Origin of the sequence: Cyanobium sp. WKJ7-Wakatipu (genome assembly GCF_024345355.1) — a bacterium.
Lineage (GTDB): Bacteria > Cyanobacteriota > Cyanobacteriia > PCC-6307 > Cyanobiaceae > Cyanobium_A > Cyanobium_A usitatum.
Map to the genome: position 1 here is coordinate 1 of NZ_JAGQAY010000030.1, position 24,681 is coordinate 24,681.

At 62.8% G+C, this 24,681-nt stretch carries 26 protein-coding genes; 13 read left to right on the top strand and 13 right to left on the bottom strand.

Going from position 1 to position 24,681, the window contains the following annotated elements; all coding sequences use genetic code 11:
* Positions 1-332: 332 nt before the first annotated feature.
* The 5 genes from KBY83_RS12905 to KBY83_RS12925 form a co-directional block, all read right to left on the bottom strand.
* Positions 333-1,142 (bottom strand): inositol monophosphatase family protein, encoded by an 810-nt coding sequence (locus KBY83_RS12905; protein ID WP_254932325.1) that lies wholly within the window; start codon positions 1,140-1,142, stop codon positions 333-335.
* Positions 1,139-2,434, bottom strand: a complete 1,296-nt coding sequence (locus tag KBY83_RS12910; protein ID WP_255019930.1) for a BCD family MFS transporter — start codon at positions 2,432-2,434, stop codon at positions 1,139-1,141. The genes KBY83_RS12905 and KBY83_RS12910 overlap by 4 nt, the downstream gene beginning before the upstream one ends.
* Positions 2,435-2,561: 127 nt before the next feature.
* On the bottom strand, positions 2,562-3,983 hold the full coding sequence (locus KBY83_RS12915; protein ID WP_315858981.1) for a TolC family protein: 1,422 nt from the start codon (positions 3,981-3,983) through the stop codon (positions 2,562-2,564).
* 300 nt (positions 3,984-4,283) lie between these two features.
* Positions 4,284-5,687, bottom strand: coding sequence for a TIGR03279 family radical SAM protein (locus tag KBY83_RS12920; RefSeq protein WP_255019933.1), 1,404 nt, complete (start codon positions 5,685-5,687; stop codon positions 4,284-4,286).
* A 22-nt stretch (positions 5,688-5,709) separates the two neighbouring features.
* Complete coding sequence (locus KBY83_RS12925; RefSeq protein WP_255019934.1) at positions 5,710-6,573, bottom strand: undecaprenyl-diphosphate phosphatase; 864 nt, start codon at positions 6,571-6,573, stop codon at positions 5,710-5,712.
* A 99-nt stretch (positions 6,574-6,672) separates the two neighbouring features.
* Here KBY83_RS12925 and KBY83_RS12930 point away from each other — a divergent pair, with 99 nt between their 5' ends.
* The 3 genes from KBY83_RS12930 (at position 6,673) to nadB (ending at position 9,635) form a co-directional block, all read left to right on the top strand.
* Entirely contained in the window at positions 6,673-7,404 is a 732-nt protein-coding gene (locus KBY83_RS12930) for a DUF3120 domain-containing protein (protein ID WP_255019935.1), read from the top strand.
* A gap of 111 nt (positions 7,405-7,515) precedes the next feature.
* The gene (gene psbU / locus KBY83_RS12935) at positions 7,516-7,893 is read left to right on the top strand and encodes a photosystem II complex extrinsic protein PsbU (protein WP_254941806.1); all 378 of its coding nucleotides are present in this window, start codon (positions 7,516-7,518) and stop codon (positions 7,891-7,893) included.
* An 86-nt stretch (positions 7,894-7,979) separates the two neighbouring features.
* Positions 7,980-9,635, top strand: coding sequence for an L-aspartate oxidase (gene nadB, locus KBY83_RS12940; protein ID WP_255019936.1), 1,656 nt, complete (start codon positions 7,980-7,982; stop codon positions 9,633-9,635).
* Here the strand turns inward: nadB and KBY83_RS12945 are convergent.
* Complete coding sequence (locus tag KBY83_RS12945; protein ID WP_255019937.1) at positions 9,614-10,540, bottom strand: vitamin K epoxide reductase family protein; 927 nt, start codon at positions 10,538-10,540, stop codon at positions 9,614-9,616. The two genes, nadB and KBY83_RS12945, sit on opposite strands and share 22 nt — an antisense overlap.
* Positions 10,541-10,679: 139 nt before the next feature.
* Here KBY83_RS12945 and rimO point away from each other — a divergent pair, with 139 nt between their 5' ends.
* The gene (rimO, locus tag KBY83_RS12950) at positions 10,680-12,041 is read left to right on the top strand and encodes a 30S ribosomal protein S12 methylthiotransferase RimO (protein ID WP_255019938.1); all 1,362 of its coding nucleotides are present in this window, start codon (positions 10,680-10,682) and stop codon (positions 12,039-12,041) included.
* Positions 12,038-13,255 carry an MFS transporter gene (locus KBY83_RS12955; protein ID WP_255019939.1) on the top strand — a complete coding sequence of 406 codons (1,218 nt, stop codon included), beginning with the start codon at positions 12,038-12,040 and terminating at the stop codon, positions 13,253-13,255. The genes rimO and KBY83_RS12955 overlap by 4 nt, the downstream gene beginning before the upstream one ends.
* On the opposite strand, the gene KBY83_RS12960 is transcribed toward KBY83_RS12955, so the two are convergent.
* On the bottom strand, positions 13,248-13,340 hold the full coding sequence (locus tag KBY83_RS12960; protein ID WP_106633090.1) for a cytochrome b6-f complex subunit 6: 93 nt from the start codon (positions 13,338-13,340) through the stop codon (positions 13,248-13,250). The two genes, KBY83_RS12955 and KBY83_RS12960, sit on opposite strands and share 8 nt — an antisense overlap.
* A gap of 156 nt (positions 13,341-13,496) precedes the next feature.
* Here KBY83_RS12960 and KBY83_RS12965 point away from each other — a divergent pair, with 156 nt between their 5' ends.
* Positions 13,497-15,104, top strand: a complete 1,608-nt coding sequence (locus tag KBY83_RS12965; RefSeq protein ID WP_255019940.1) for a B12-binding domain-containing radical SAM protein — start codon at positions 13,497-13,499, stop codon at positions 15,102-15,104.
* 84 nt (positions 15,105-15,188) lie between these two features.
* On the opposite strand, the gene KBY83_RS12970 is transcribed toward KBY83_RS12965, so the two are convergent.
* Positions 15,189-15,572, bottom strand: a complete 384-nt coding sequence (locus tag KBY83_RS12970) for a DUF4346 domain-containing protein (RefSeq protein ID WP_254960842.1) — start codon at positions 15,570-15,572, stop codon at positions 15,189-15,191.
* Positions 15,565-16,755 carry a GNAT family N-acetyltransferase gene (locus KBY83_RS12975; protein ID WP_255019941.1) on the bottom strand — a complete coding sequence of 397 codons (1,191 nt, stop codon included), beginning with the start codon at positions 16,753-16,755 and terminating at the stop codon, positions 15,565-15,567. The genes KBY83_RS12970 and KBY83_RS12975 overlap by 8 nt, the downstream gene beginning before the upstream one ends.
* A gap of 53 nt (positions 16,756-16,808) precedes the next feature.
* Here KBY83_RS12975 and KBY83_RS12980 point away from each other — a divergent pair, with 53 nt between their 5' ends.
* The gene (locus tag KBY83_RS12980) at positions 16,809-17,231 is read left to right on the top strand and encodes a hypothetical protein (RefSeq protein ID WP_255019958.1); all 423 of its coding nucleotides are present in this window, start codon (positions 16,809-16,811) and stop codon (positions 17,229-17,231) included.
* On the opposite strand, the gene KBY83_RS12985 is transcribed toward KBY83_RS12980, so the two are convergent.
* Both KBY83_RS12985 and KBY83_RS12990 read right to left on the bottom strand, forming a co-directional pair.
* Positions 17,204-17,848, bottom strand: coding sequence for a dihydrofolate reductase family protein (locus tag KBY83_RS12985; protein WP_255019959.1), 645 nt, complete (start codon positions 17,846-17,848; stop codon positions 17,204-17,206). The two genes, KBY83_RS12980 and KBY83_RS12985, sit on opposite strands and share 28 nt — an antisense overlap.
* Positions 17,845-18,807 (bottom strand): 6-carboxytetrahydropterin synthase, encoded by a 963-nt coding sequence (locus KBY83_RS12990; RefSeq protein ID WP_106633086.1) that lies wholly within the window; start codon positions 18,805-18,807, stop codon positions 17,845-17,847. The genes KBY83_RS12985 and KBY83_RS12990 overlap by 4 nt, the downstream gene beginning before the upstream one ends.
* 70 nt (positions 18,808-18,877) lie before the next feature.
* On the opposite strand from KBY83_RS12990, the gene KBY83_RS12995 reads away from it, so the two are divergent.
* Positions 18,878-19,504: a shikimate kinase gene (locus tag KBY83_RS12995; RefSeq protein ID WP_255019943.1), complete on the top strand. Its 627-nt coding sequence runs from the start codon at positions 18,878-18,880 to the stop codon at positions 19,502-19,504.
* A gap of 10 nt (positions 19,505-19,514) precedes the next feature.
* On the opposite strand, the gene KBY83_RS13000 is transcribed toward KBY83_RS12995, so the two are convergent.
* Complete coding sequence (locus tag KBY83_RS13000; RefSeq protein WP_254999679.1) at positions 19,515-19,775, bottom strand: chlororespiratory reduction protein 7; 261 nt, start codon at positions 19,773-19,775, stop codon at positions 19,515-19,517.
* Between KBY83_RS13000 and KBY83_RS13005 the strand changes: the two genes are divergently transcribed.
* Positions 19,774-20,439 (top strand): DUF6816 family protein, encoded by a 666-nt coding sequence (locus KBY83_RS13005; protein WP_255019944.1) that lies wholly within the window; start codon positions 19,774-19,776, stop codon positions 20,437-20,439. The two genes, KBY83_RS13000 and KBY83_RS13005, sit on opposite strands and share 2 nt — an antisense overlap.
* On the opposite strand, the gene KBY83_RS13010 is transcribed toward KBY83_RS13005, so the two are convergent.
* Positions 20,396-21,115 (bottom strand): glutathione S-transferase family protein, encoded by a 720-nt coding sequence (locus tag KBY83_RS13010; RefSeq protein ID WP_255019945.1) that lies wholly within the window; start codon positions 21,113-21,115, stop codon positions 20,396-20,398. The genes KBY83_RS13005 and KBY83_RS13010 overlap by 44 nt on opposite strands.
* 65 nt (positions 21,116-21,180) lie before the next feature.
* Between KBY83_RS13010 and KBY83_RS13015 the strand changes: the two genes are divergently transcribed.
* From KBY83_RS13015 to KBY83_RS13030, 4 genes are read left to right on the top strand one after another with little or no spacing between them, the layout of a single operon-like run.
* Entirely contained in the window at positions 21,181-21,387 is a 207-nt protein-coding gene (locus tag KBY83_RS13015) for a DUF751 family protein (RefSeq protein WP_106633081.1), read from the top strand.
* Between the two features lie 2 nt (positions 21,388-21,389).
* The gene (gene rbfA / locus KBY83_RS13020; RefSeq protein WP_254941821.1) at positions 21,390-21,782 is read left to right on the top strand and encodes a 30S ribosome-binding factor RbfA; all 393 of its coding nucleotides are present in this window, start codon (positions 21,390-21,392) and stop codon (positions 21,780-21,782) included.
* A complete protein-coding gene (locus tag KBY83_RS13025; protein WP_396094007.1) occupies positions 21,772-23,421 on the top strand; it encodes a glycoside hydrolase family 3 N-terminal domain-containing protein in 1,650 nt (549 codons plus the stop codon). Before rbfA ends, KBY83_RS13025 begins: the two co-directional genes overlap by 11 nt.
* Before the next feature lie 45 nt (positions 23,422-23,466).
* The gene (locus KBY83_RS13030; protein WP_255019947.1) at positions 23,467-24,678 is read left to right on the top strand and encodes a glycosyltransferase; all 1,212 of its coding nucleotides are present in this window, start codon (positions 23,467-23,469) and stop codon (positions 24,676-24,678) included.
* The last annotated feature ends 3 nt before the right edge of the window (positions 24,679-24,681 follow it).

Genomic DNA, 24,681 nt, shown 5'->3' on the forward strand with positions numbered 1-24,681 from the left:
ACGGGACCTCACACCTTCACTGCTATTTCCGTCACTAGCTGATCTCTCAGCTAATAAAACCAAAGCTCCAACACCCTCCCTCTCAGGCGGTGCAGGCTCCCTTGATCCGTGACGCAGTGAAAGCGTCAGTTCCTAAACTTTTTTAGTTGTCCAGGTGCTTCCGCTTCCTCCCCCTCTCGGGAGTTCTCGGCGGAACGTCGCCTCTCAGCGACTCAGAAAACTTACAACACCGTCGGCTCTCGCCTCCTTCGTCGTAAGTCTGCTCGCTTCGGGTTCTTCCCCCTTGCGCGCAGTCCAAAAACATATCACCTGCTTCGCCCTTCTGGCAAGGATCAGCCCACCAGCGCATCGGCCCAGGGCATGAAGCGGGCCAAGGTTTCCGGCCGATCGGCCGCCAGCACAGGGAAATCGGCTGCAGACAGATCGGAACCAGCATCGATCGATTCCGGTGATCGCACCAGCCAACGAATCGGGCAGTCCAACTCGCTGAGCACCAACCACGCTGCTGCCAGATCCCAGATTTTGGGAGTGGCCTCAAGGGCTGAGATCGTTTGCCCCATCGCCACACTGACAAGATTGAGGCTTGCCACCCCAAGCAAACGGATTTTCCCAGGGAAGCGTTGATTGGGCAGCTTTTGCAGCACTCCTATCGAACGGCTACACAAGGAAGCGCAGCCAGCAGGGTGGCTCTGCCCGGAGGGAGCCAGCAGGAGGCGACCATTGCGCCAGGCACCCTGACCGCGTATCGCCACGATCCGCTGCCGCAGTGGTGGCACATCCAGCACGGCAAGCACGGGACGCCCAGCCTCAAAACGCGCTATGGAAATGGCCCAGTAGGGAATCCCAGCCGCAAAATTAGTGGTGCCATCCAGGGGATCAACCACCCAATAAGCAGAGGTCTTAGGCACTGTTTTGTCGCCTTCCTCGCTCAGCACCCCTTCACCGGGAAACAAGCGAGCCAATCCTTCAACCAGGGTCGCATCACTCCAGCGATCACAGGCCGTGATCAGGCTGCCGTCTGATTTGAGATCGGAGGCCATATGACCGAAATCGGCCCGCTGCCGGTCAGCCACAAGATCAATCAGCTCAACCAGGCCTGGATTGAGATCTGGGGGGTAAAGCACTGAGGGTTCTTGGTTCATCCGAGCTCTAGGGCCAGCACCTTGCTGAGGCTGCGACCCGTATCCTCCCTGAATTGGCGCAGGTTGACGCGCCTCAGCAACACCAGGGCACCAAAAGCAACCAGCACCTCCACGCTTAAAACCAGGGCGTAGGGGAAATAAACAGACGGGGCAAGCTCGAAAGCCTGCTGGAGAGAACGAGCTAGATCAAGCAGTCCACCACCGAGCAGTTTCCCTAAGGCCCTTGATAAGGCCTGGGCCAGACCCCAGACCCCTACAAAGGTGCCAGCAGCCTCCGGCAAGGTGAGATCAAGCATCAGCACTAGGGCGCTATTGGTCCCTATGCCCGCCGCCAAGCCAAACAGGAGCATGACTACCTGCAGCACCGGCACACGGGGCTCCAAACCAGCTAATGCCAAACACACCAGGCTGACCAAAATCAGCTGGCAACCCAGTCGCGCAGTTGCCAACTTGCCGAGCCTGGGCACGATCCACAGCCCAGCAAGCAGCAAGCCCGTCAAAGTTCCCATACCCCAGATGGCGTTCAGGGATGCCGTGGCTGCTATCGGCATGCCAAACACGTCTGCTGCGTAGCTCTCAAGAATGGGGTCCTGTAGAAACAAGCCGAGGGTGAACAGCACAAGAAAGGAGAAAAAAACCAGGACCTGACGGCTTGAGCTGACAAGTGCCCAGGCCTGGGCGAGGGTGATGGAATCCTCCCGGCGCTGCCCGCCCGCAGGCAAGTCAAGTTGCTTGTTGCTGGGTTCGAGCCCAACGGTGGCAACAACCGTGAGCACAAGCACCACTGCGGCCACCCGGCCCATGAAGCCAAGCAATACAGGCTCCAAAAGGGCAGGATCGGTGATGCCATCAAGACTGCGCAAGCTCAGATTGATCGAGATTGCCCCAATCACAATGCCCACAGTGAGCAGACACCAAATCAAGCCCACCGCCCGGGGCCGCTCAGCCTCGCTGGTGCGATCAATTACGAGGGCGAGATAGGGGGTGGTGGCGAGGGAAATCGCCAGACCATAAAGAGCAAACAGCCCGCAAAGCGCCGCGATTCCCAATGCCAGCTCAGGCTGGGAAGCAGCTTCAAGCAAGCGACCCACATGAAAGATCAGGGGAACGGACAGCACCGCAAAGCCACAAAACAGGGCAGTACCCAGCCATATATATGGAAGCCGGTGACGCCCCGCCCAGGGATGGGCATCTGAAATTTGGCCGAACAACACCCTGGAGGGAGCAACAAACTGTTCAAATGCCAGCGCCCCACCAACAAGTAGGCCGGGGAACTCAAGCTCGCTAAGCATGACCCTGTTGAGCAGGCCCGCGAAGATGACGGCTAGGCAGCCCAAACAACCCTGGAACAAACCCAATCGCAGGGTGTTGGGCAGCCCAAGTGAAGGCTTTATTTCTGCAGATGACGCCAGCACGGCGTCAGACTGCTCCTTGGGCAGCGGCCTGGCAGGCAGGAATCAGCGGTGTGGGTTCTACTGGAACATCTGAAGAGCCGGCAGGCTTGACTGCCGGTAGGGACTGGGGCGTGCAACCAGCCACTTGATCTAGGCCCGTGCGGCGACGCAACTCAGCCAAACGCTTGTTGTAGTCAGTGATTGAATTGGAATAGCGCACCTCTGCCTGGGTGAGATCTCGCTGGTTGTCCACCACCTCTCGCTGGGTTGTAACACCAGCCTGGAAGCGCAGACGAGCTAGCCGCAAGGATTCGCGAGCTGAAATCACCTCCCTAGAAGTAGTCACAATGTTGCGATTATTTTTCTCAAGTTCATAAAAACTTGTCTCCACTTCCTGACGAATGCCGTCTCGGCGCTGGGCGAAGCGAAAGGTATTTTCTTGGGCAAGCTGCTTGTTTTGCCGAGATTGGGCCATAGCGGCTCCACCGTCAAAAATACGCCAGCTCAGGTTGACGCCAATGGCAGTGTCGTAATTACTGCCCTCCGCGCCCGGCTGGGCCACGATGACTGGATCATTTCCATCAAAAACGTTGCCAGAGAATGCGGCAAATATATTTAGGAAAGGCTGAATAGCACCCAAGGCTGCATTGGCCTGGCTATTGGCGATTGAAATATCAAGCAAGGCCTGGTCTAACTCTTCGCGGAAGGTATAAGCCGCAACAATGCTTTCTTGCAATGAAGGCTGCCAGACACCAAACACCCTTGCCGGATCTTTAGCGGTTGGGGTTACGTTTTGGGGAAGATCCAACAGCGCTGCCAATGAACGCCTAGCAATTGCCTGGGCTGCCAGGGAATTTGTTAAGAGCTGCTGATCGCGGGAAAGCTGGGTTTCAGCTTCAAGCACCTCTAACTTTGTCGCCACGCCAGCCTGAAAACGAGCCTTGGAATCACGCAAGCTAACTATCGAAGCCCGCACTGACTCCTGACCAATACGAACTTGATCGTCCGACTGCTGTAGATCAAAATATGCAGAAGCTGTCTGCAGGCGGAGATCCCGTAGAGCAATTACATATTGGAACTTGGCCTTCTCAAATTGATCCCGCGCCGCTGCGATTGTCGGCACCCGCTGAGGATTAATCAGAGACCACTGGGCAGTGAGGGCAGCGCCAAAACTCCAACGGTCTGTTGCAGAATTTACAACGTTGCCATTGGCAGCAACAGACCTTGCCTGTCCAGTGGTGTAAGCGGGAGCAGAGGCTGCCTCAAGATTTAGGCTGGGATACCACTGCGAGATCTGGGCACGTAAATTACTCTGAGCCTGATCTACCTGGCTGGCAATCGCCTTGAGATTGGGGTTATTGACCTCAGCAAGGTTTTCTACTTCAACTAAACCAAGGGGGCGCAACTCGGTTATTCGCACTTGCTCTGGCTTAACCGGCAGCGCCAAGGAGGCGGGCGCGGGCAGATTCTCAAGCCCTGGCGCCAGCTTGGTAGATGCCGGAGTAACGAGGGTTGGGTTTAGGCTTGGACGATAGCCCCGCAACTTCGTAGTCGAGTCGCCACGCAGCGCTTCAGGCGCCAGTGGCAGCGGTGGAGGCATGGGCAAAGTCAAATCCGCCTGGGAAGCAGCAGGCTCTGGCTTGTCCTGAGCTTGGGCTGCAAAGGCCAGGAAAGGGGTACCCAGCAGGCAAAGCAGAGCCAAGCGGGAAGTGAAATTGAGCACGCCAACAGCCTAATCCCGTCCATCTTAAGGAGTTAATGGAAACTTGCTTAAAAATGAGGCCACAAGGTCGTCTGCACCCTTCAGCAGCTGCACAGGCACCGGCAGCTGGGCCTCGACCTCAGCCAGGCTGAGGTCGTCGAGGAATACCGGTTCGCCCTGGCGCAGCATTACCGCTGGCAGCAGCAAGGCCTCGCCCAAATCCAAGCCAGCCAAGCCGGTAAGCAGATCAGAACCGGTCAGCAGGCCCGTAACCACCTGCTCCTGCCCCCAGTAAGGGCTGGGCAAGCCATGCAAAATCAAGTCAAGCCCCTCAACCGCATTGAGCCTGGCCACCACGGGCTCGAGGGCTTCGGCCACCAGCTGGCCCACCACCCAGCTCAGCCGCCGCGGCCTGGCCAGGGCCTTGGGCAGCTTCCAGGTAGCGAGCTCAAGCGCCTCGATAAAGGCGCGAATGCTGCCGACGCCGTTTTCCTGCTGGGGTAGGTCCTCGTAATCTGCCCGGGGGGGAAGCGGCAGCCCCGCCATCAAATACCACTCATCGGATAACCAAACGAAACGACTGCCCAGATCTCGCTGAAAGCCCTGCTGCAAGGGCTCCACCAAGGCGATTACCTGGCGGGCAGACTGGCGATCTACGGGTACGAGGGCGTCCCCATCGGGACGAAAGCGGGTAAGCCCCACGGGCACCACTGCCACGGAGAGCACCGCGGGCCAATCGCCAGCGCCAAATTGGGCCAAATCCTGCAAGGTGCGCAGTAGGGCCGGGCCATCGTTGATGCCAGGGCACACCACCACTTGGGCGTGGATCTGCAAATCGCGCTGGGCGAACCAGCCAAGCTGATCGAGCAGCAGAGCGGCCCGAGGATTGACTAGCAAACGGCTGCGCAACTCAGGCTCGGTGGCATGGACGGAAACGAACAAGGGCGAAAGCCGCTGTTCCTCTATCCGCTGCCAATCAGCGGCGGTGAGGTTGGTGAGTGTTAGGTAGGAGCCGTAAAGAAAACTGAGCCGGTAATCATCATCTTTGAGGTAGAGACTGCTGCGGCGACCCGGTGGCTGCTGGTCGATGAAGCAGAACGGACAGGCGTTGTTGCACTGCCTGAGGCCATCGAACAAAGCTTCAGTGAATCCCAGGCCCAAGCCCTCATCGAGATCCTTCTCCAACTCAACCGTATGCAGGGATCCGTCTGGATCTTCAACTTCCAAGGTGAGCTGTTCCTCTCCCACCAACATCTGAACATCGATCAGATCCCGTGGACGCTTGCCATTGATGCTGAGCAGGCGGTCGCCCGGCTGAAAGCCCAACTCCTCAGCGATCGAACCAGGCTCCACCGAGGCCACCACGGCAGGGGCCGGCAAGCGCACCGCCCCTGGAGAGCTGCTATCGAGAGCAGCTAGGGCAATCCCCGCAGAGGGCTCATTCCACACGAAGTTAGGGGCTGCTAGGGATTCAGGCTCCCATCCTGGCGCCAAGCCAAATCAATATGCCTACCCCAAAGACCAGGCGATAGGCGACAAATACCCAGGTGCTGTTCGTTTGCAGAAAGCGCAGCAACCAGGCGATCGCCAACCAGGACACCACCGCAGCGGCAACGATTCCCACAAGCAAGGGCACGGCGCCACCACCAGATGGAGCACTGAATGCCTCCTTGAGGGACACCAGCCCCGCCAGGGTGATTGCCGGAATGCCCAACAAAAAGGAGAAGCGGGCGGCGGCCGGGCGCTGCCAGCTGTCAAACAAAGCGGCTGTGAGGGTGCTCCCCGAGCGGGAAACGCCTGGCACCAGAGCCAGGGCCTGAGCCAGGCCGACCCAGACACCATCGCGGGGCTGCACATCAACCAGCTCGCGGCGACGGCTACCCACCAGCTCAGCCAGAGCCAGCAACAGGGCCATCACGATCGACACGACCGCGATCGAGGCCATGCTGCGCAGCGGCGAGTTGTCGTAATCGGGCACCCAAAGCTTCAAAGCCAAACCAGCAAAAACAATCGGCAAAGTGCCCAGGGCAATGGCGACACCCATGCGAGCGGAGGGGTCGCCCCACTGACCGTGACGGCAGGCCCGGCCCACACCCCTGATCACTTCAGCCAGGTCTGAGCGGAAATAAGCCAACACCGCCGCGATGCTGCCCAGCTGAATCACCGCCGTGACCGCCACCCCCGGGTCACCCCAGCCGAGCAAGACCGGCACCACCTTGAGGTGGGCGGTGCTGCTGATCGGCAAAAACTCCGTCAGCCCCTGCAAAACCCCCAACACCAGGGATCGAAAGCAGGCTTCCCAGAAACCGATCACCGCAACAGGAAGGTTCGGCATGGCAGCGGACAACATCGCGGGCAACACGAGCTGCAACGACCCTATGGCGCGGCTCCCCGCTTGAACCCTTAAGGTTGCGCATCTTTCTTCACAATTTTGGTGGTCGGGGCCCCTCCCAGCGCAATAGCCCCGGCAGGCCTTCCGGCCATCCCTTCGCTGCGTGCGTTGCTGCAGGTGTGCCGCAACCCTGGGCTGAGCCTGATCAGCGGGGTTTTGGTCACCCTGCCAGTTTTCCTGCAAGCCCCATGGGTGCGGCTTGCACCTTTTAGTGCGGCTCTGTTCACGGTGCCCCTCCTTGGCCTGGCGCTAGCCCTGAGTCAGCACCCCAATCCCCGAGCTAGTCGAGCCGGGGAATTGCTTGTTGGTTTCTGTGGCAGCTGGTTGGCAGGCAGCCTGTTTTGGGGGTGGTGCCGGATCCATCCGGTGTGGCACCTGCCCATCGAGGCCTTTGCCCTGCCTCTAGCTCTGACTGGACTGCAGAGCCGCTGGAAATTTGCCTGCGGTTTCTACTTGGGTTCCCTGCTTGGTACGGCAGCCACTGATGCAGCCATAGCCGGCACCGGGCTGATGCCCTCCTGGCCCCAGATCCTCAATGCGGGCAGCACCGAAGCACCTCTGCTCCTGCAAGCTGCCGCCCAGCAGGTGCTCGCACCCCAAAGCCTGCTGTTGGTTGTGCTCTGCGCTGCGGTGCTTGTTCAAGCCTGCCGCTGGCTCTGGGGTTTGGGCGAGGTGGGACGCGTAACAAGTGCAGCCGTTGCCACAACCCTGGCGGTAGATGCCCTTTTCCTGCTGGCCTCTCTTGGGGCACCGAGCCTGAGCGGCCTGATCTGAAGAACTGCAAATCCTGGAGGGTTACAGGTAGAGATTCCGGCATAGCTCTGTAACGTTGGACTCCCGGTGACCGATGTCGCCTCCCTTCCCGTAGTTCAACGGAGTGTCGTGATGAAACGGCTGGTTGCCTGGCTGATTAGTGGGGTCGTGCTGGCCGGCCTCTTGATCACGTTGCTGATTCCACCGCCGGCTTACGCAGCCGATCGTCGCAACCAAGCCGACGACAAAATCGCCGAGCGAGCCGGCAAGGTGGACCTAAACAACTGTTCCGTGCGCCGCTTCCAGGATTACCCAGGCATGTATCCGACCCTGGCCGGCAAAATCGTCCTGGGAGGCCCCTATGCCAGCGTTGACGATGTGCTGAACATCGATCTGACCGATCGCCAAAAGGAGCTGTTCAACAAGTACAAGGACAACTTCACCGTCACTGATGCAGTCATAGCCCTTAACGAAGGCGACGACCGCATCAACGATGGCCAGTACCGCTGAGGCTTAAAATTCGATTCTCTTGAAAGCCGTCGGGGCCTTCCGGCGGCTTTTTTAGTGCCGACCTTTGTCGGATGTCTTAAGCCGCCATGGCAGAGCAGTCCTGGGATGTGGTGGTAGTTGGCAGTGGAGCAGCCGGGCTCATGGCCTGCCTGGAGCTACCCAGCCATCTGCACGTGCTGTTGCTAAGCAAGGACAGTGATCCCAGCAGCACGCCACGATCCGCCAGCCGCTGGGCCCAGGGAGGCATAGCCGCAGTAACAAGACCCAACGACAGCTTCCAGAGCCACATCGAAGACACCCTGGTGGCAGGGGCTGGACTGTGCGATCTGGCGGCCGTAGAGCGACTGGTGCATGACGCTCCAGCTTGCGTAGAGCGCCTGCTGGAGCTGGGCATGGCCTTCGACCGCGACGGCAAAAATCTGAGCACAACCCTGGAAGCCGCCCACAGCCACCGGAGGGTGCTGCATGCCCAGGACCGCACCGGTGGCGCCCTGGTGGAAGCCCTGGAACGGGAGGTTCTGCTTCGGCCCCGGCTAGAACAGCGCAAGGGCGTTGTGGCCTGGCAACTCTGGTTGGAGCAGGGCCGCTGTGTGGGCCTGGCGGTGCTCGAGGAGAACCGCCTCCACTGGCTTACAGCCCGGGCTGTGGTGCTGGCCACTGGTGGTGGAGGCCACCTTTTCGCCCACACCACCAACCCCAGCCTGGCGAGCGGCGACGGGGTAGTGATGGCCTGGCAAGCCGGCGCAAAACTGCGCGATCTGGAGTTTGTGCAGTTTCATCCCACCGCCCTCATGCTGCCGGGTGCACCCCACTTCCTGATATCGGAGGCGGTGCGCGGCGAAGGCGCACGCCTGGTGGAAGATTCGGGAGCCAGCCCGGTGGCGCAGCTGCCGGGAGCAGATCTCGCCCCAAGGGATGCGGTGAGTCGCGCCCTGGCCAGAAGGATGCAGGCCCTAGACGTAGACCATCTGTGGCTGGATTTGCGGCCTGTGGGACTGCCGCGCCTGGAGCGCCAGTTCCCCACGATCTTGGGGCGTTGCCGTGAACTCGGGCTGGAACCCACCCGGGAGGCGATCCCGGTGGCCCCGGCCGCCCACTACTGGATGGGCGGCATTTGGACCGATCTACAAGCCGCCACCAGCGTGCCTGGCCTGTATGCCGTAGGCGAAGTGGCCTGCACGGGCGTGCACGGGGCCAACCGGCTAGCCAGCAACTCCCTGATGGAGTGCCTGGTTTTTGCCCGCCAGCTACGCACAATCGAGCTGGCGCCGGGCAGGCCAACCGCGGCCGACCCAGAGGAGCCAATCACCACAACCCAGCTGCCCTTGCCCCCAAAAGAGCGCCTGGAGGCCCAGATCAGCGCCTTGCGGGAGCTTTGCTGGCAGGTGGCGGGTGTGGAGCGCAATGGCTACTCCCTGGGGCCTGCCCTACAGCAACTGCGTGGCCAGCGCCGGCAGCTCGAAGCAAGCCAAGCCTGGCGGCAGCTACAAATCGTGGAGCCGGGCCAGAGCGTCCAATTCGAGCCGGCGGCGGTGCCCGCACTGCGGCGGCTGCAGGAACTGCAGCAACGGCTGGTGCTGACCGAGCTGCTAATCGAAGCTGCCCTGTTCCGCACCGAGAGCCGAGGCGGACACCACCGCACAGACTCGCCCCATGCCCAGCCTTTTTGGCAGCGCCACACCGATCAACAGCGGCACCGGCCCCCCAGCACCGCTGCTGTTCAGGGCACTGGGCCGGCGTAACCGGATAGCCGGCCGAGATCAGCTAGGGACTTAACCCCTGAATCGAGCTTGCCGTTGATCTCCCAGGTGGGGAAGCCCTCAATTTTCTTGGTGTCGCACAGTGACTTCTGGCTGTTTTGGCCATCGGCAGCGCACTCAACCAGGCCCAACTTGGCGCTGGCTTCCTTGCCGAACAGCTCCTTCTGCTCATGGCAATGGGGGCACCAGTAGGCCGTGTACATCACCGCGCCAGTGCGACTGAGATGCTCAGCCAGGGCAATCGCTTCTGGACTACTGGTGGCCACAACTAGGGGAGGGACCCCAGCCCCCCGCACCGCTGCGGGGCGATCCACAGAAGCCGCCCAGCCCAGGCCCACCATGCCCACCAACAAGGCCACGATCACGGCCCTGAACACCAGCTGGCCGCGGTCTTCCCACTCCCCACCAACGAGGCTGATCACTAACAGGCTCAGGCTGAGAGTCGCTGAGAGCACGCAGAAGAAACAGAAGGCCTGAATCTTGAGAACCATCACCCCCATCAACAACAGGCTGAAAACGGCCATGCCCGTGCTCAGCAGCAATAGGGCCCACCAACTGCGCTGGGCAAGGGCCGCTCTCGAGTCGCCGCGCAGCACCAGCGGCAGCACAGCAAGCAACAAAACCGCCCCGTAGGCCAGCCAGCCAAACAAAGACAGGGGCTGGCCAAAGATGCTGCCCCAGGCGCTGTTAAGCACCTTGTCGCAGCCCTCTGCTCCGCCAGGGCAACTCAGCGGACCCAGCAGACCCCAACGCTTCAGGGTGATGGCGCCGGTATCGATGGCGCCGATGGTGGCCAACACAGCCATGGCCACCCGCGCCCAGCGGCGGGCCGGATCACTACGGCGCCGGCTGGAGCTAAGGCGCTGGCTGAGGCGGGTTGAGGTCACGGGTCGTAGCCCAGGCTGGCCTGATTGTGGCAGGCGCAAACCAGGGTTTCAGGGTTCCGTCAGAGTGCAACGTAGGGTGAATCTCTGCCCTGGTAAAACTGTGACCCAGGAAACCCAGTCTCCTGCAGCCAAGCCCACCGTGGCATTTGCCCACTTGGGCTGCGAAAAAAACCGCGTGGACACCGAGCACATGCTGGGTCTGCTAGCCGAGGCGGGATACGGCGTCAGTGCCGATGAAAGCGACGCCACTTTGGTGGTTGTGAACACCTGCAGCTTCATCCAGGAAGCACGAGAGGAGTCGGTGCGCACCCTGGTGGAGCTAGCCGAACAGGGCAAGGAACTCATCATCGCGGGCTGCCTGGCCCAGCACTTCCAGGAGGAGCTGCTCGAAAGCCTCCCCGAAGCCAAGGCGATCGTGGGCACTGGCGACTACCAGCACATCGTCAGCGTGCTGGAGCGGGTGGAGGCCGGCGAGCGGGTCAATCAAGTGAGCGCCAACCCCACCTTCGTCGGCGACGAGCACCTGCCGCGTTACCGCACCACCAGCGAGGCCGTGGCTTACCTGAAGGTGGCCGAGGGCTGTGACTACCACTGTGCTTTCTGCATCATTCCCCACCTGCGCGGCAATCAGCGCTCCCGCCCGATCGAGAGCATCGTGGCTGAAGCGAAGCAGCTAGCGACTCAGGGGGTGAAGGAGTTGGTGTTGATCAGCCAAATCACCACCAATTACGGCCTCGATCTAGCCGGCAAGCCCCAGCTGGCGGAGCTGCTGCGGGCCCTTGGGGAGGTGGAAATCCCCTGGATCCGCGTTCACTACGCCTACCCCACCGGACTCACCGAGGCAGTGCTTACGGCCTACCGCGAGGTGGCCAACGTGTTGCCCTATTTGGATCTGCCTTTGCAACACAGCCACCCCGAGGTGCTGCGCGCAATGAACCGCCCCTGGCAAGCGGATGTAACCGGCGGCGTGCTGCGGCGGATCCGCGAACAGCTGCCCGAGTCGGTGCTGCGCACCACCTTCATCGTGGGCTTTCCTGGCGAGACCGAAGAGCACTTCCAGCACCTACTCGATTTCGTGACCGAGCAGCAGTTCGACCACGTGGGCGTGTTCACCTTTTCACCGGAGGAGGGCACCCCCGCCGCCGACCTGCCGGATCAGGTGCCAGCCGAGGTGGCAGCAGCGCGCAAGGATCGCCTGATGGCCCTACAGCAGCCGATCGCCGCCGCCCGCAACGCCGCTTGGGTAGGCCGGATCGTGGATGTGCTGATCGAGCAGGAGAACCCCAGCAGCGGTGAGATGCTCGGCCGCTGCGCCCGCTTCGCCCCCGAGGTTGATGGCGAAGTGCGGGTGCATCCAGGCGAGGGCGGACTTTGCGCAGCACCAGGCACCATGGTGCCGGTGCGCATCACTGCTGCCGACACCTACGACCTGATCGGCGAGGTAGTGGGCGCCAAGGCGATGGTGGCTGAGGCCGTTGACGTCCGCCGCCTGGGCGCTTGAACTGGCGGACGCATCAACGCACCACCTTTCTTGTTGCCTCAGGACTGAGCACAGCTGGATCCTTCGCAGGCCTCACGGCTAAGGGCTGGATCCTGATGGATGGCAGCGGCAATGCCCTGGTGCTGGCCCTCCATTTCGCGGTGCTGGCCCTACCTGCCCTGCTGGTAAGTGGGCCAGCAGGGGTTGCAACCGACAAGCTGGGCTGCGAAGCCGTGCTGATCCGCTCCCAGTGGGGACTTTTCGCAGCAGGCATCCTGGGAGCCGTTGCCATACCCCTGAGCAATGGCGACCTGCAGGTTGTCCTGTTGCTGCTGAGCACCCTGCTGGTAGGCATCGCCAGTTCCTACGAACTCACGGCCCGCAACAAATATTGCGCCCTACTGGTGGAGGATCCCCAGCAACTGGCTCCGTACCTCACCAGCTTTTCGGTGGTTTTCAACGTGGGCAAGCTGGTGGGGCCTCCCATAGGGGGCTGGCTGCTGGCCTGGACCGGCGCGGGCACAGCCCTGGCGATCGATGCCGCCACTTACTTGATCCCTATCGCCTCAGTGCTGTGGCTGCTCCACCCCAATAGGGGGCTGGAGCAGCGCAGCGTGGCTGGCGCCAGCAGTGGGCTCAGAGCCGCCTGGCGCGACAGTGGTCCAGTGCTGCGGCATGTGCTGATCTACACGGCACTGGCTTGTTTACTGGGCTTCTTCCACCCAGGCCTAGCCCCGTTGATGGCCCGGGACTTGCTGGGCCCCTCCCCCCAGGCCCTTGGCCTATTCACCAGTGTGTTGGCGGCAGGAAGCATCAGCGGCGGCCTGATACTTCAGCGTCACAGTCGCTGGTTGAGCCAGCGGCCCGGCCTGCTGCTTGGAAGCTGCACCCTGATCACCGCAACAGCCCAACTAGCCATGGCCGCTTTCAGCAGCCCAGAAACGCTGGGAATAGGTCTGGCGGCCACCTTCGCCGTCGGTGCTGGCACAGCCAGCCTGCTGGCAGGGGTCAATTTGATCAGCCAGGTGGGTTCTTCCATGGCCATCCGGGGACGCATGGCCGGCCTGGGCCAGATTGCCTTCCTAGGTGGGGGCGGCCTTAGTGGCCTACTGGCAGCAGCCATGAGCATGACGCTAGGGTTGCAGGGAACCTTTGCCGTGCTTGGGGCCGCTGGCTTCGTCTTGGGCCTACAGGAGCTGCTCAGCCGCAGGGGCCTGAGACTAAAACTCAGATGAGTTTGATGCCGCGCAGCACGATCGATGCGGCAATGGCAACGGCAAGCCCACCACCAAACAAACCCAGATAAATCGCAGCAGCCATGGCAGGCCATCATTGAAGGTGAGGCCATTACAGCAGAAAGCCCGCAGGCTTCAGCACTTCCGCAGACCTCCTAAGCTTTCATTAATCAACACCGCATAGCAGCGCAGAAAAAGCGCCCTGGTTTTCCCCGGTCATCAACCCAGCTCGGCTGTTTGCATGCGCACTCTCTTCGTTTACCCAGAGTTCCCGAAAACCTTCTGGAGCTACGAAAAAATCCTCGACTTGATTGATCGCAAGGTGCTTTTGCCGCCCTTGGGATTGGTCACAGTTGCCGCCCTGCTGCCCCAGTCATGGGAAATGAAGCTGGTTGACCGCAACGTGCGCGAGGTCAGCGAAGCCGAGTGGGACTGGGCTGAGCTGGTGGTGATCTCCGGGATGATCGTGCAGAAGGCCGATATGGCCACTCAGATCGGCAAGGCCAAGCAGCGCGGTATCCCCGTCGCCGTGGGAGGTCCTTTTGCCAGTTCCACCCCAGACGCGCCCGAGCTCGACCTAGCGGATTACAAGATCCTCGACGAGGGTGAAATCACCCTGCCGATGTTCATCGAAGCCATTGAGCGGGGTGACAGCCATGGCCGGTTTAGCTCTGATGGCGTCAAGCCAGATGTAACCGGAACGCCGATTCCACGCTTTGACCTACTAGAGCTGGACGCCTACTCAGAGATGTCGGTGCAGTTCTCCCGAGGCTGCCCCTTCCAGTGCGAGTTCTGCGACATAATTGTGCTGTATGGGCGCAAACCTCGCACCAAGAACCCTGAGCAGCTAGTTGCCGAGCTGCAGTGCCTCTACGACTTGGGCTGGCGCCGCTCAGTGTTCCTGGTAGATGACAACTTCATCGGCAATAAGCGCAATGTCAAATTGCTGTTGCCACTTTTGCGCCAATGGCAAATTGAGCACGGCTTCCCCTTCAGCTTCGCCACCGAAGCCTCAGTGGATCTGGCGGCGGACGATGACCTCATGCAAATGATGGTGGAATGCCGCTTTGAGAGCGTCTTCCTCGGCATCGAGACCCCCGACGAAGCAAGCCTGGAAACTGCCGGTAAATTACAAAATACCCGCAGCTCCCTAGTGGATTCTGTCGACAAAATCACCTCCTACGGATTGCGGGTGATGGCTGGTTTCATCATCGGATTCGACGGCGAGAAAGAGGGCGCGGGCGGCAGAATCGTCGAGTTTGTGACCCGCACTGGCATACCCCACGCGATGATGGGCATGCTTCAGGCCCTTCCAAACACAGCTCTTTGGCATCGCCTCGAGAAAGAAGGTCGCTTGATCGAAGGCAAGGCAGCTGCGAAAGGAGTTAACCAAACCAACCTGCTTAATTTCGAGCCCACCCGGCCGATTCGCGACATCGCCAATGAGTATGTAGATGCTTTCGGCGCCCTTTATGAGCCGAACGCTTTCATCGATCGCGTTTATTCCTACTTCCTGAAACTGCCACCCCAACAATGGAAGAAGTTGGTTGTTCCTGGCAGCCGTCCGCCCAAGCCGACCAGCTGGGTTGACCTGCGCGCTTTAGGAATCATTCTTTGGCGCCAAGGCCTCAAGCGCAACACCAGGGTGCGTTTCTGGAAAGCGCTTTATGGCATGTACCGCCACAACCCGAAGCGGTTCACTGGCTTCATATCGATCCTGGCTCACAACGAACATTTCCTCGAATACCGCGCAATCGTGCGGCGCGAGATAGAAGAGCAGCTCGCTACCTTGCCACCCGATCCTCCAAAGGCCACAGCTGAACCTAGCCGAGAGCTACAGCCGGCTTAAAGGCGGGAGTTGAATCCAGTCAATTAACCTAGCTGGATTGGTGGATCAATATTTCTAGCCCTGATTTACTCAATATTTATTTATTCAATCTTGGATATATTCAATTCTTTGTTCAAGGCACGCTTGAGCTCTTTGAAGCTCCCTGCCTAAATAGAGGGCGTGGTCTAGGCAGGTGAGCGGGTGAGGGCCTGGACCTTCGGTCAGGTCAATACCCAGTTGCTTGGCACTGCAGCCCCGAAAAACTGCCAAGGGCGCACGAACGCCGCCGCCACGGCAGCTCAATACCTCTCCAGTATCGGGATCAGTGGCTAAGCCCCGCTCATCGATGCCATTGCCGTAGTGCTCAACCACCAGCTCCGCCGCCTCGAGATCGATGCGAATTAGGAAGTAGCCGGCTGGGTCTAAGGCGATGAAACGCTGGGAGAGCTGGTCATCGAGCTGTTGGCGACTGGGAGGTACTTCAGGCATGCGGTGGATCGTAGGCAGCCGTAAAAGGCAGCTCCGCATTCATGGCCGCCATCAGCTCAGCCATCTCCTCATTAGCCCCAGGCAGCCAGCGCTGCAGGATCGAGGCAAAACGTGGATCGCTCCAGCGATGCAGGCTGACGCGGGGCTGGGCCACGAAGCCACGCCGGCGCTTGTGGCTACCGCCAGCGCCGGGATCAAAGGCGCGGATGCCACGCTCGATTGCCCAGGCAATCGGTGCGTAATAACAGACCTCAAAATGCAGGCAGTCAATCTGCTCATCACTGCCCCAGTAGCGCCCCCAGAGCTGGTCGCCGGCGTGGACGCACAGCGACATGGCCACCGGCTCGCCGGGATCGCCGCGATGGGCACTGAAGAGCACTATGTGGCGCCGCAGCTTCGGATCGGCAGCCAGGGCAGCAAAAAAGGATTCACTCAGATATTTGCTGCCCCAGGCCCCCCAACGACTGCAGTGCTGGGCATAAAAGTCATACATGCGCCCAACTAAAGCCGGCGGGATTGCCTCACCCAGCAGGGGCGTAACCGTGAGGCCAGCGGCTGCCACCGCCTGCCGCTCCCGCTTGATGTTGCGGCGCTGGTTGGCATTGAAGCTGGCCAGGTAAGCATTGAAATCCCCATGGCCGGGGTTGATCCACTGGCTCTGCTGATTAACCCAGGCAGCACAGCCAGCCGCCTCAGCCAGCGGCTGCCAACCTGGATCCACATAAAGAAAATTGCAGCTGAGGATGGCGTGCTGGCGGCAGAACGCATCGATCAGCTCAAGCATCAAAGCGGTTAACTCCGCCTCGTCCTCAGCGGGGTCGATCAGGAAGCGGTAGCCCTGAACCGGGCTGACCGGGCTCATGCCCACCAGCTTTGGGTAGTAGCGCAGGCCCAACTGGCCAGCGAGCTGGGCAAAACTCTGGTCGAAAACGAATTCGCCGTAGCTGTGACCCTTCAAATAGAGGGGAGCTACCGCCAGTAACACCTCGCCGCGCCACAGGCCCAGATGACAGCCCTGCCAGCCCTCCCGCGGCGCAATGCTGCCGCTGGCCTCGAGCTGCTGCAGCCAGCGCCAGCGATAAAAAGGCAACTCTTGGGGGTGCGCCGCGGCCAGCAGGGCATCCCAAAGGGCTTCGGGAATCTCAGCCAGGCTTTGGTGCCAGCGGGCCTGCAACTCAGCCATGGCTGCAATAGGGGCTCGCAAGGGGCAAAACTAACTACAGCTGCGCCGCCTTGGTGCCTCAATCGTTCCGTGCCCTGGCAACTCCGGTGCAACTGTTCGCGCCTGTACTGGTCGCCCCCGTATTGCTGACGAGCCTGCTGCTGCCGGTGTTGCAGCTGGTCCGCCCCCAACTGGAGCAACGGCTGAAAACCGTTTGCGTGGAAACCGCAGCCGCCGGCAATGCCAGCCTGGCCGCCAAATTGGAAGCTCCCTGCGCCCAGCTGGCCCGGCCCACCAGCCAGTGCCTGGTGGAGGAAACCGCCTCGAGTGGAAGGGGCTTGGCGGTGCTGGGCGATCTGATCCGCGGCGACTTCGGCGCCGAAAGCGAAGTAGTGCTGAAACGCTGCCTGGCCCGCATGTTGGGCCTGCCCGCCGACACCCTCCAGCAGATTCCCCTGCGGGAGCTGGCTCAGGGCTTCGCCAAGACGCGGCGGTAGCGCAGCAGCAACTCTTCACCCTCCAGACGCCGGTGCTCCTGCAGGCACCACTCCCCAGCCTGAACTGCGGCCTCCAGGGGCAACCAGGCATGGGGTCCCCCCAGCAGCCGAGGGCAAAGGGTCAGCTGCAGCTCGTCGATCCAGCCTTCGGCCAGCAGGCTGGCGGCAAGGGCCGCACCGCCCAGCACCACCAGCCGGTCCAGCCCCTGATCCGCCAGGGCAGCCAGGGCCACACCCCAGCTCTCTAAATCCAGGCGACGATCAAAAGCCGGGGCTAGCGGCGATCGCTTGGGTGTCAGCAGCCAGCGCTGCAGCGGCTGCCGCCAGAAATGCAGATCCGGGGAAAAATCGTTGCTACGACTCACTACTACGGCCACCGGCTGCTCAGCGCGGCCGCTGGCTGCTCGCTCGGCCAGCAGGTGAGGCGCACGAATTAGGCAGGTACTGCCATGGCACCGCAGGGTTTCGGCACCGATCAGGCAGCCATCAGCCCAGGCGAGGGCCTCCTCCAACACCTGACGATCCCCAAGTCCACCCAAATGGGCAGCGCCACCTTGCGGGGGCGCCAAGCGGCCATCCAGGCTGACGGCCAGCACCAGCCGCAGCACGGGTCTCAGCCAGCCACCAGGGCTTCGAGCGCCGCGGGCACCATTTCAAGCTGGGGAGTTTCAGCAAACACCTCGGCGGCGTTGTTGGGGCTTTCCTGCAGGCGCACCTTGTGCAGGCGGGCGCCGGTGGCTGCAATCGGAGCGCTGAGCAGGTCGGCGATGTGAAGGGCGATGTTCTCAGCTGTGGGCACCGTGCTGGCGAAGTGCTCCACGTCCTTGTTGAGGAAGGTGTGGTCGAAGGGCTCCACCACCAGGTCGTCGACGAGCTGCTGCAGAGCCGCCAGATCACAGACCATGCCGGTGCGGGCATCGATTGGGCCTCGGACGGTTACATCGAGCAGGTAGTTGTGGCCGTGGCCATGGGGCCGGGCGCACTTGCCGTAGATGGTTTCGTTTTCGCCTTGGGAGAGCTCGGGCCGGGCCAGGCGGTGGGCGGCGGCGAAGTGGGTGCGGATCGAGAGAAAGGCTTCCATGGGGGTTGGGGCGGAGCCGGGGGCGAGCAGGTCGACCCAGAGCGTGTCGGTTTCGTGCAGACGCAGCCCCACCAGGGGCAGCTGGGGGGCCAGGCGGGTCCAGATGGCCTGGCAAAGGGCTTCGGTAGTGGGCAGCTTGCCCTCAGGACGATCCAGATCGAACTCAGGCCAAGCCTCGTTGAGGTAGCGAAAATCAAGCTGGGCCGTCACCTCAGCCCGAATGGCATGCTTCACCTCAGAGAGATTGAGCACCATGCCGTCCGCATCGAGCGGACCAGCCATCGCCACCACCAAGGTGTAGTTGTGGCCGTGGCCGGGGGCCAGGCTGCAGGGGCCGAAGCGGGCCTGATTCTCTTCAGCGCTGAGCTCCGGCAACCAGTAGCGATGACTGGCACTAAAGGTGGCCCGCCTGGTAATTACGCAGGGGCGGCCCCGCCCGTGGCTGGAGCTGGCCGGGTTCGGCGAGAAGCCTGACGCTGTTGCAGTAGCCGTCATCGCCCGGGTAGGTGGCTCACCATCCTAGAAACGGGCAAGGGCCAAGGCGTCGAACCAGGAAAACCCCGCCATGAATAGACCCCCATCGCCAAGCTTGGCCCAGCGCTTGCAAGGGCTAAACGTTTATTTGATCGGCATGATGGGCGCCGGTAAAAGCGCCGTCGGCCGCCCCTTGGCCGAAGCGCTGGGCTACCGCTTCCTTGATGCAGACGATGCCCTGGAGCAGGTTGCTGGCCGCACCATCCCCGAAATCTTTGCCACTGACGGCGAAGCCGGCTTCCGAGAACTGGAAACGGCGGTGCTTGGCCAGATCGCCGGCTGGCATTCCTTGGTGGTGGCCACCGGAGGTGGAGTGGTGACCAAGCCCGAGAACTGGGGCCATATGCGCCAGGGGGTGGTGGTGTGGCTAGATGCGCCAGCGCCCTTGCTGCTGCAACGCCTGCGCGCCGATTCCACCCCCCGGCCCCTGCTGCAGGCCGGTGATCCCGGCGCCCGCCTAGGCGAGCTGCTGGCCCAACGGCAACCGCTCTATGCCCAGGCCGACCTGCGGGTGCAGCAGTCTGGAGATAGCCCCGCCCAAGTGGCCCAGCAGGTGCTGGCAGATCTGCCAGCCATTCTCAAAGACCCCGCTGCGGTGCCTAAGGCCCCGGTGGAGCTGCGCCAGGCCGATGGCCAGATCACGCCATCCCTCAACTGAGTTACCCCCCCTAGCCGGGCGGTTCGATCCGCACCGCAAACCACTGAATCGTTAGGCCAGGCTCCAACTCCAGTTCGCAGGCGGTTTCCAGCAGTCGCTGGGCCTGCAGGCCCGGGCTAGAGAGACCGACCAGATCTGCCGGCACCGGCTCCAGCTTGGCAAGCCGGGCCTCAAGCCAGGCCAGGGTTTCGGCCGCCGTGAGAATCCGCTCGCCGCCACCTGGCTCCAGCACCACGTAATGATCTAGCTCCCGCAACAGGGGATTGGACATGACTGGAGCCTTACTGGCACCCATCCTGGCGCTGCTGCTGGCGATGGGGCCGGGCGTGCTGGCAGAACGGGCCGCCCACTGGCCCGAGTGGCGCCTACCCGCTCCCTTAGATCGACCCTCAACTCGAGCCGGTCACCAGGATCTGAGCTACCCCGACTGGATGGCCGGGCGCTGGCGAGTGCGCAGCGATGACCTGGACTACGAGGTGCGCTTCAGCCCCGACCCAGGCGGAGCGGTGGTGGGCGATCGGGCCTTCAATGCCACCGCTATCGGCCGGGCCCTACTGGGCGCTGCCCTGCTGCAAGTGCGCAATGATCCGGCCAATCCAAACCGCCAGATCGCCTTGCTAGCGGGGGATCAGCAACTGGAATCGACGGTGGTGGGACGCCGCAGCGAGTCGCCCAATCCGACCGGCTTCTGGTCTGACGAACTGGCCCTGCAGGTACTGCACGGCCCCGGCGACCCCCGGGTGAGCCGGGTAGAGACCCTGAGCCACTACAGCCAAAACCCAGACGGCACGGTTACAACCGAGCAGTGGCAAGCCAGCTATCCCTCACCGGCTCTGGGCCTGGCCGCCGCGGCCAGCAGCAGCGGCCATTTCCAACTAACCCTGACGCCGCTCAGCCCCGACCCGCTTCCAGCGCAATCCGATCCCGCCAGTTGAACAGGGGTTCAAGCAGCGGGTGGTCGGCGATGCCACTAACCCCTTGGCCCGCCAGGGGGGCGCCGCTGCTGGCGGGAAACTTGAGCAGCCCCAACTGGGCGGCAACAGCCAGATCGGCAAGGGTGAGGCGATCGCCCACTAAGTAGGGCTGATCGGCAACCAGCACAGCCAACTGCTCGAGGTTCGTCTGCAGCTGCTGGCGCTCAGCGCTGCCCACCACCGTTGCCACCGCCTCGCCGACGCCCGCCATGACAGCTGCGGGCAGGTTGCTGACCAGCTGACGCAGGGGGCCGGGGGTGGAGTCGGGCAGCAGGGCGGAGCGCAACAGCGGATCAACAGCAGCCGCTTGCACCAGGGCAAGCCGGCAGCCGGCAGCAAGGGCCGTATCGGCCCAGTCTTCGATCAGCAGCACCCGGGCTCGCTCGGCCGGGGCCTCGGGCAGCAGCAGCGGCTCGGGGTGATGCCGCTCTAGATAAAGGGCAATAGCCGTGGAATCGGCAATTACTTCACTGCCATCCAGCAGCACTGGCACTTGGCGCTGGCCCGACAGGCGGAAGAGTTCCAGCTGGCCCAAGCCGGGCGTGACCTCGACCACCGTGTAGTCGAGCCGTTTGGCGGCCAACACCAGCCGCACCTTCTCGCAAAAGGCCGAATGCCTGAACTGGTGCAGTTCCATGCTTCAAATCTGACCTCTGGGCGGCAGAGTAGCCAGCAAGCAGCAAGGACCGACCACCCCGGGCGATGAAGGACTTCTTCCTGAATGTGACGCGCTACCCGCGCTACCTGGTGGCCTTTGGCCTGGGTGTGGCCAATTCGGTGTTCGAACCGCTGGCGGCCAGGGGCCGCAATCCGGTAACGGCGGTTGCCCTGATTGGCGCCGGCGTCAGCGGCCTCCTGAGCCTGGGGCTGATCCTGCATGCGATGGTGAACCCAGCACCGCTGGCATAGCCATGGCACAGAGCCGACGGGTGGAGCGGGTGGCCTCCCTGATCCGCCGCGAAATTAGTGAGCTGCTGATTGGCGGCATCAAGGACGAGCGGGTCAACCAAGGGATGGTGAGCGTCACCACAGTTGAAGTGGCCGGCGATCTGCAGCACTGCAAAATTTTTGTGAGCGTCTTCGGCAGCGACTCCGACAAGGAGCAAGCCATGGCAGGCCTGCGTTCAGCTAGCGCCTTCGTGAAGGGTGAGCTGAGCCGGCGGCTGAAGATGCGGCGCACCCCTGAGGTGGTGTTTGTGCTCGATCGAGGTATCGAGAAGGGCACCACGGTGCTGGGGCTGCTCAATCGCCTAGAAGACGAACGGCAGGAGAAGGGCGAACCCGCCGAAGCCAGTGATCTCTGAACCAAGCGCGACCCAAACCGTCGGTCCAGCCCTGCTGCGCCTGATCCACCAGCTGATCGTGGTGCGCGGCAGCGGCAAACTCGCCGACCACCAACGCGGCTACCCCCGCTGGGAGCTGCCTAACAACAAGCTCCGCAGCCTGCTGGAGGCTGGCGTGGGCGGCGTGATCCTCCTTGGCGGCAGCGCCGCCGAGGTGGCCCTGCGCTGCACCCAGCTGCGCCGCTGGGCAGGTCAGCCGCTGCTGCTCTGCGCCGATGTGGAGGAGGGAGTGGGCCAGCGTTTCGACGGAGCCACCTGGATGGTGCCACCCCTAGCCCTGGGGCGCCTCTACGGACGCGAGCCTCAACAGGCGCTTGAGCTAGCCGAACGCTACGGGCAGTGCACGGGCCGGGATGCGAGGGGCCTGGGGCTCAACTGGGTGCTGGGGCCGGTGTGCGATGTCAACAACAACCCGGCCAACCCGGTAATCAATGTGCGGGCCTGGGGGGAAGATCCAGCCACAGCCGGGGCGCTGGCAGCGGCCTTTGTGCGGGGCGTGCAGGCAGCTGGGGTGCTCGGCTGCGCCAAACACTTCCCAGGCCATGGCGACACCAGCAGCGATTCCCACATCACCTTGCCCCTGCTGCCCCACAGCCGCGAGCGGCTGGCGGCGATCGAGCTACCGCCATTTCAACAGGCGATCGCTGCTGGAGTGGCCTCGGTGATGACCGCCCACCTGATGCTGCCGGAGCTTGATCAAGAGCGGCCAGCCACCCTGTCCAAGCCGGTGCTTACCGGGCTGCTGCGCCAGCAGCTGGGCTTCGGTGGGTTGATCGTGACCGATGCCCTGGTGATGGACGCAATCACCGGGCGCTACGGCGCCGGGGAGGCGGCCGTGCTGGCCCTGGAAGCCGGGGCCGATCTGGTCTTGATGCCCGCCGATGCGGATGCCGCCATCGCCGCCATCGCTGAAGCGGTGGCCAGCGGCCGGCTCAATGTTGAGCAGCTGGAAGCCAGTGCCGAGCGCCGCCTTCAGGCCCTGGAGCGCTGCGCTGGGCCTGAAGCGGCCTTGGCCGTTGCCGATCCAGAGGCGGCCGCCCAACCCAACCAGGTCCTGGCCCTGGAGCTGGTGCGGGCCACCATGGAGACGGCGGGCAGCAGCGGCGCCGTCACCCCCCAGGCCGGCATCAATCTGATCAGGCTCGACTCGGCCTTGGCCGCAGCCGCTGCAGTGCTAACTGCCACTGCTCCAGCCTTGGCTCGGCCCGAATCCCGCGGCTGGCGCACCCTGCTGCTGGAGGGCCGCAGCCCCAGCCCTTGGGGCACCGACACCGACGCCCCGCTCGCCATGGAGCGGCTCGGCCCTGGGCCCGTGCTGCTGCAGTTGTTTGTGCGGGGCAATCCCTTTCGCGGCAGCGCCGGCAGCGCCGAGCCCTGGCCTGCGGCACTGCGTCAATTAGCAAAAGCCGAAAGACTGGCGGGGCTGGTGGTGTATGGCAGCCCCTACCTCTGGGAGGAGCTGCGCCCACTGCTGCCGCCGGGCATCCCTGGCGTCTATAGCCCCGGCCAGATGCCCCTGGCGCAGGCCGAAGCTCTCCAAAGACTGGGCAGTGGACTGGGGCTGGGAGACACTGAAGCGGGCGCTGGCTTCACCGACTGAGCCGGAGCCAAGCTGCCTGTTTCCAGCCCCGTCCCCATCCGGCCCATGCTCAGTCTCTCGATGATCGTGCGCAACGAAGCCGAGCGGCTGGAGCGCTGCCTGGCCTCGGTGGCGGGCTTCGTCGATGAGATGGTGCTGCTGGACACCGGCTCCAGCGATGCCACCATAGCCATCGCCGAGAGCTGCGGTGCGGTGGTGCACCAGCTGCCCTGGCCAGGGGATTTCGCCCCGGCCCGCAATGAGGCCCTGGGGCACGTGCACGGCGACTGGGTGCTGGTTCTCGATGCCGACGAGTGGCTGCTGCCAGAAGCCCGCCAGCCGCTCCAAGCCCTGATGGTCGAGCCGGACCTGCTGCTGATCAACCTGCTGCGGCAGGAGCTGGGGGCGGCCCAGTCGCCTTACTCAAATGTGAGCCGCCTGTTTCGCCGCCATCCAGCCATCCACTGGAGCCGGCCATACCACTCGATGGTGGATGACAGCGTGCTGGCCCTGCTGGAAAAGGAGCCCCACTGGCATCTGGCGGATTGCGATGTGCCTGCGCTAGCCCACGATGGCTACCGCAGTGATCTGCTGGCCAGCGGTGCCAAGGCGAAACGGCTGCGCCAGGCCATGGAAGCCGACCTGGCCGCCCACCCAGGAGATCCCTACGCCTGCGCCAAGCTCGGCAGCCTGGAGGTGAGCGAGGGCAACCGCGAACGCGGCATCGCCTTGCTGCAGCAGGGATTGGCCCGGTGCCCAACCAGCCGCCACCCCGAGCGCTACGAGCTGCTGCTGCACCTGGCGATTGCCCTGGGCAGCAGCGACCCAAAGCACGCCTGCCAGCTATACCGCCAGGCCCTGGAGCTACCCCTGCCGCCGCGGCTCACCCTGGCGGCCCGGCTGAATCTGGCCGCCCTGCTGCAAGAGCCCGGCACCACGAGCCAGGGCGCCCTAGAAGAGGCCTGCGAATTGTGCCGCCAGGCCTGCGCAGCAGCGCCCGAACTGGCACTCGGCTGGCTGCACCTGGGGATTAGCGAGCGGCGACGCGGCCAGCTGCCGGCGGCAATCGCGGCCTACCGCTCAGCCCTGGAGCGCGATCCAAGCCTGGCCGCCGCCCAGCAAAACTTGGCCGTTGCCCTGCTGCTCAGCGGTGATGTGCCAGGGGCCCGCAGCGGCTTCCGCCAGGCGATTTCCCTATTGGAGCAGCAAAACCGGCAAAGCGAAGCGGAAGCACTGCGGCAACAGGCGGGCAGCATGGTCAAGCTGGATGACCAGTGATCC

Coding starts and splice junctions, on each gene's coding strand:
- KBY83_RS12975 (WP_255019941.1), bottom strand. CDS start 16,755: ATGGCTGAGTTGCAGGCCCGCTGGCACCAAAGCCTGGCTGAGATTCCC.
- KBY83_RS13015 (WP_106633081.1), top strand. CDS start 21,181: ATGAAGGACTTCTTCCTGAATGTGACGCGCTACCCGCGCTACCTGGTG.
- KBY83_RS12995 (WP_255019943.1), top strand. CDS start 18,878: ATGAATAGACCCCCATCGCCAAGCTTGGCCCAGCGCTTGCAAGGGCTA.
- KBY83_RS12910 (WP_255019930.1), bottom strand. CDS start 2,434: ATGCTTAGCGAGCTTGAGTTCCCCGGCCTACTTGTTGGTGGGGCGCTG.
- KBY83_RS13005 (WP_255019944.1), top strand. CDS start 19,774: ATGACTGGAGCCTTACTGGCACCCATCCTGGCGCTGCTGCTGGCGATG.
- KBY83_RS13000 (WP_254999679.1), bottom strand. CDS start 19,775: ATGTCCAATCCCCTGTTGCGGGAGCTAGATCATTACGTGGTGCTGGAG.
- KBY83_RS12925 (WP_255019934.1), bottom strand. CDS start 6,573: ATGCCGAACCTTCCTGTTGCGGTGATCGGTTTCTGGGAAGCCTGCTTT.
- nadB (WP_255019936.1), top strand. CDS start 7,980: ATGGCAGAGCAGTCCTGGGATGTGGTGGTAGTTGGCAGTGGAGCAGCC.
- rbfA (WP_254941821.1), top strand. CDS start 21,390: ATGGCACAGAGCCGACGGGTGGAGCGGGTGGCCTCCCTGATCCGCCGC.
- KBY83_RS13010 (WP_255019945.1), bottom strand. CDS start 21,115: ATGGAACTGCACCAGTTCAGGCATTCGGCCTTTTGCGAGAAGGTGCGG.
- KBY83_RS12990 (WP_106633086.1), bottom strand. CDS start 18,807: ATGACGGCTACTGCAACAGCGTCAGGCTTCTCGCCGAACCCGGCCAGC.
- KBY83_RS12905 (WP_254932325.1), bottom strand. CDS start 1,142: ATGAACCAAGAACCCTCAGTGCTTTACCCCCCAGATCTCAATCCAGGC.
- KBY83_RS12965 (WP_255019940.1), top strand. CDS start 13,497: ATGCGCACTCTCTTCGTTTACCCAGAGTTCCCGAAAACCTTCTGGAGC.
- psbU (WP_254941806.1), top strand. CDS start 7,516: ATGAAACGGCTGGTTGCCTGGCTGATTAGTGGGGTCGTGCTGGCCGGC.
- KBY83_RS12970 (WP_254960842.1), bottom strand. CDS start 15,572: ATGCCTGAAGTACCTCCCAGTCGCCAACAGCTCGATGACCAGCTCTCC.
- KBY83_RS13030 (WP_255019947.1), top strand. CDS start 23,467: ATGCTCAGTCTCTCGATGATCGTGCGCAACGAAGCCGAGCGGCTGGAG.
- KBY83_RS12960 (WP_106633090.1), bottom strand. CDS start 13,340: ATGGCTGCTGCGATTTATCTGGGTTTGTTTGGTGGTGGGCTTGCCGTT.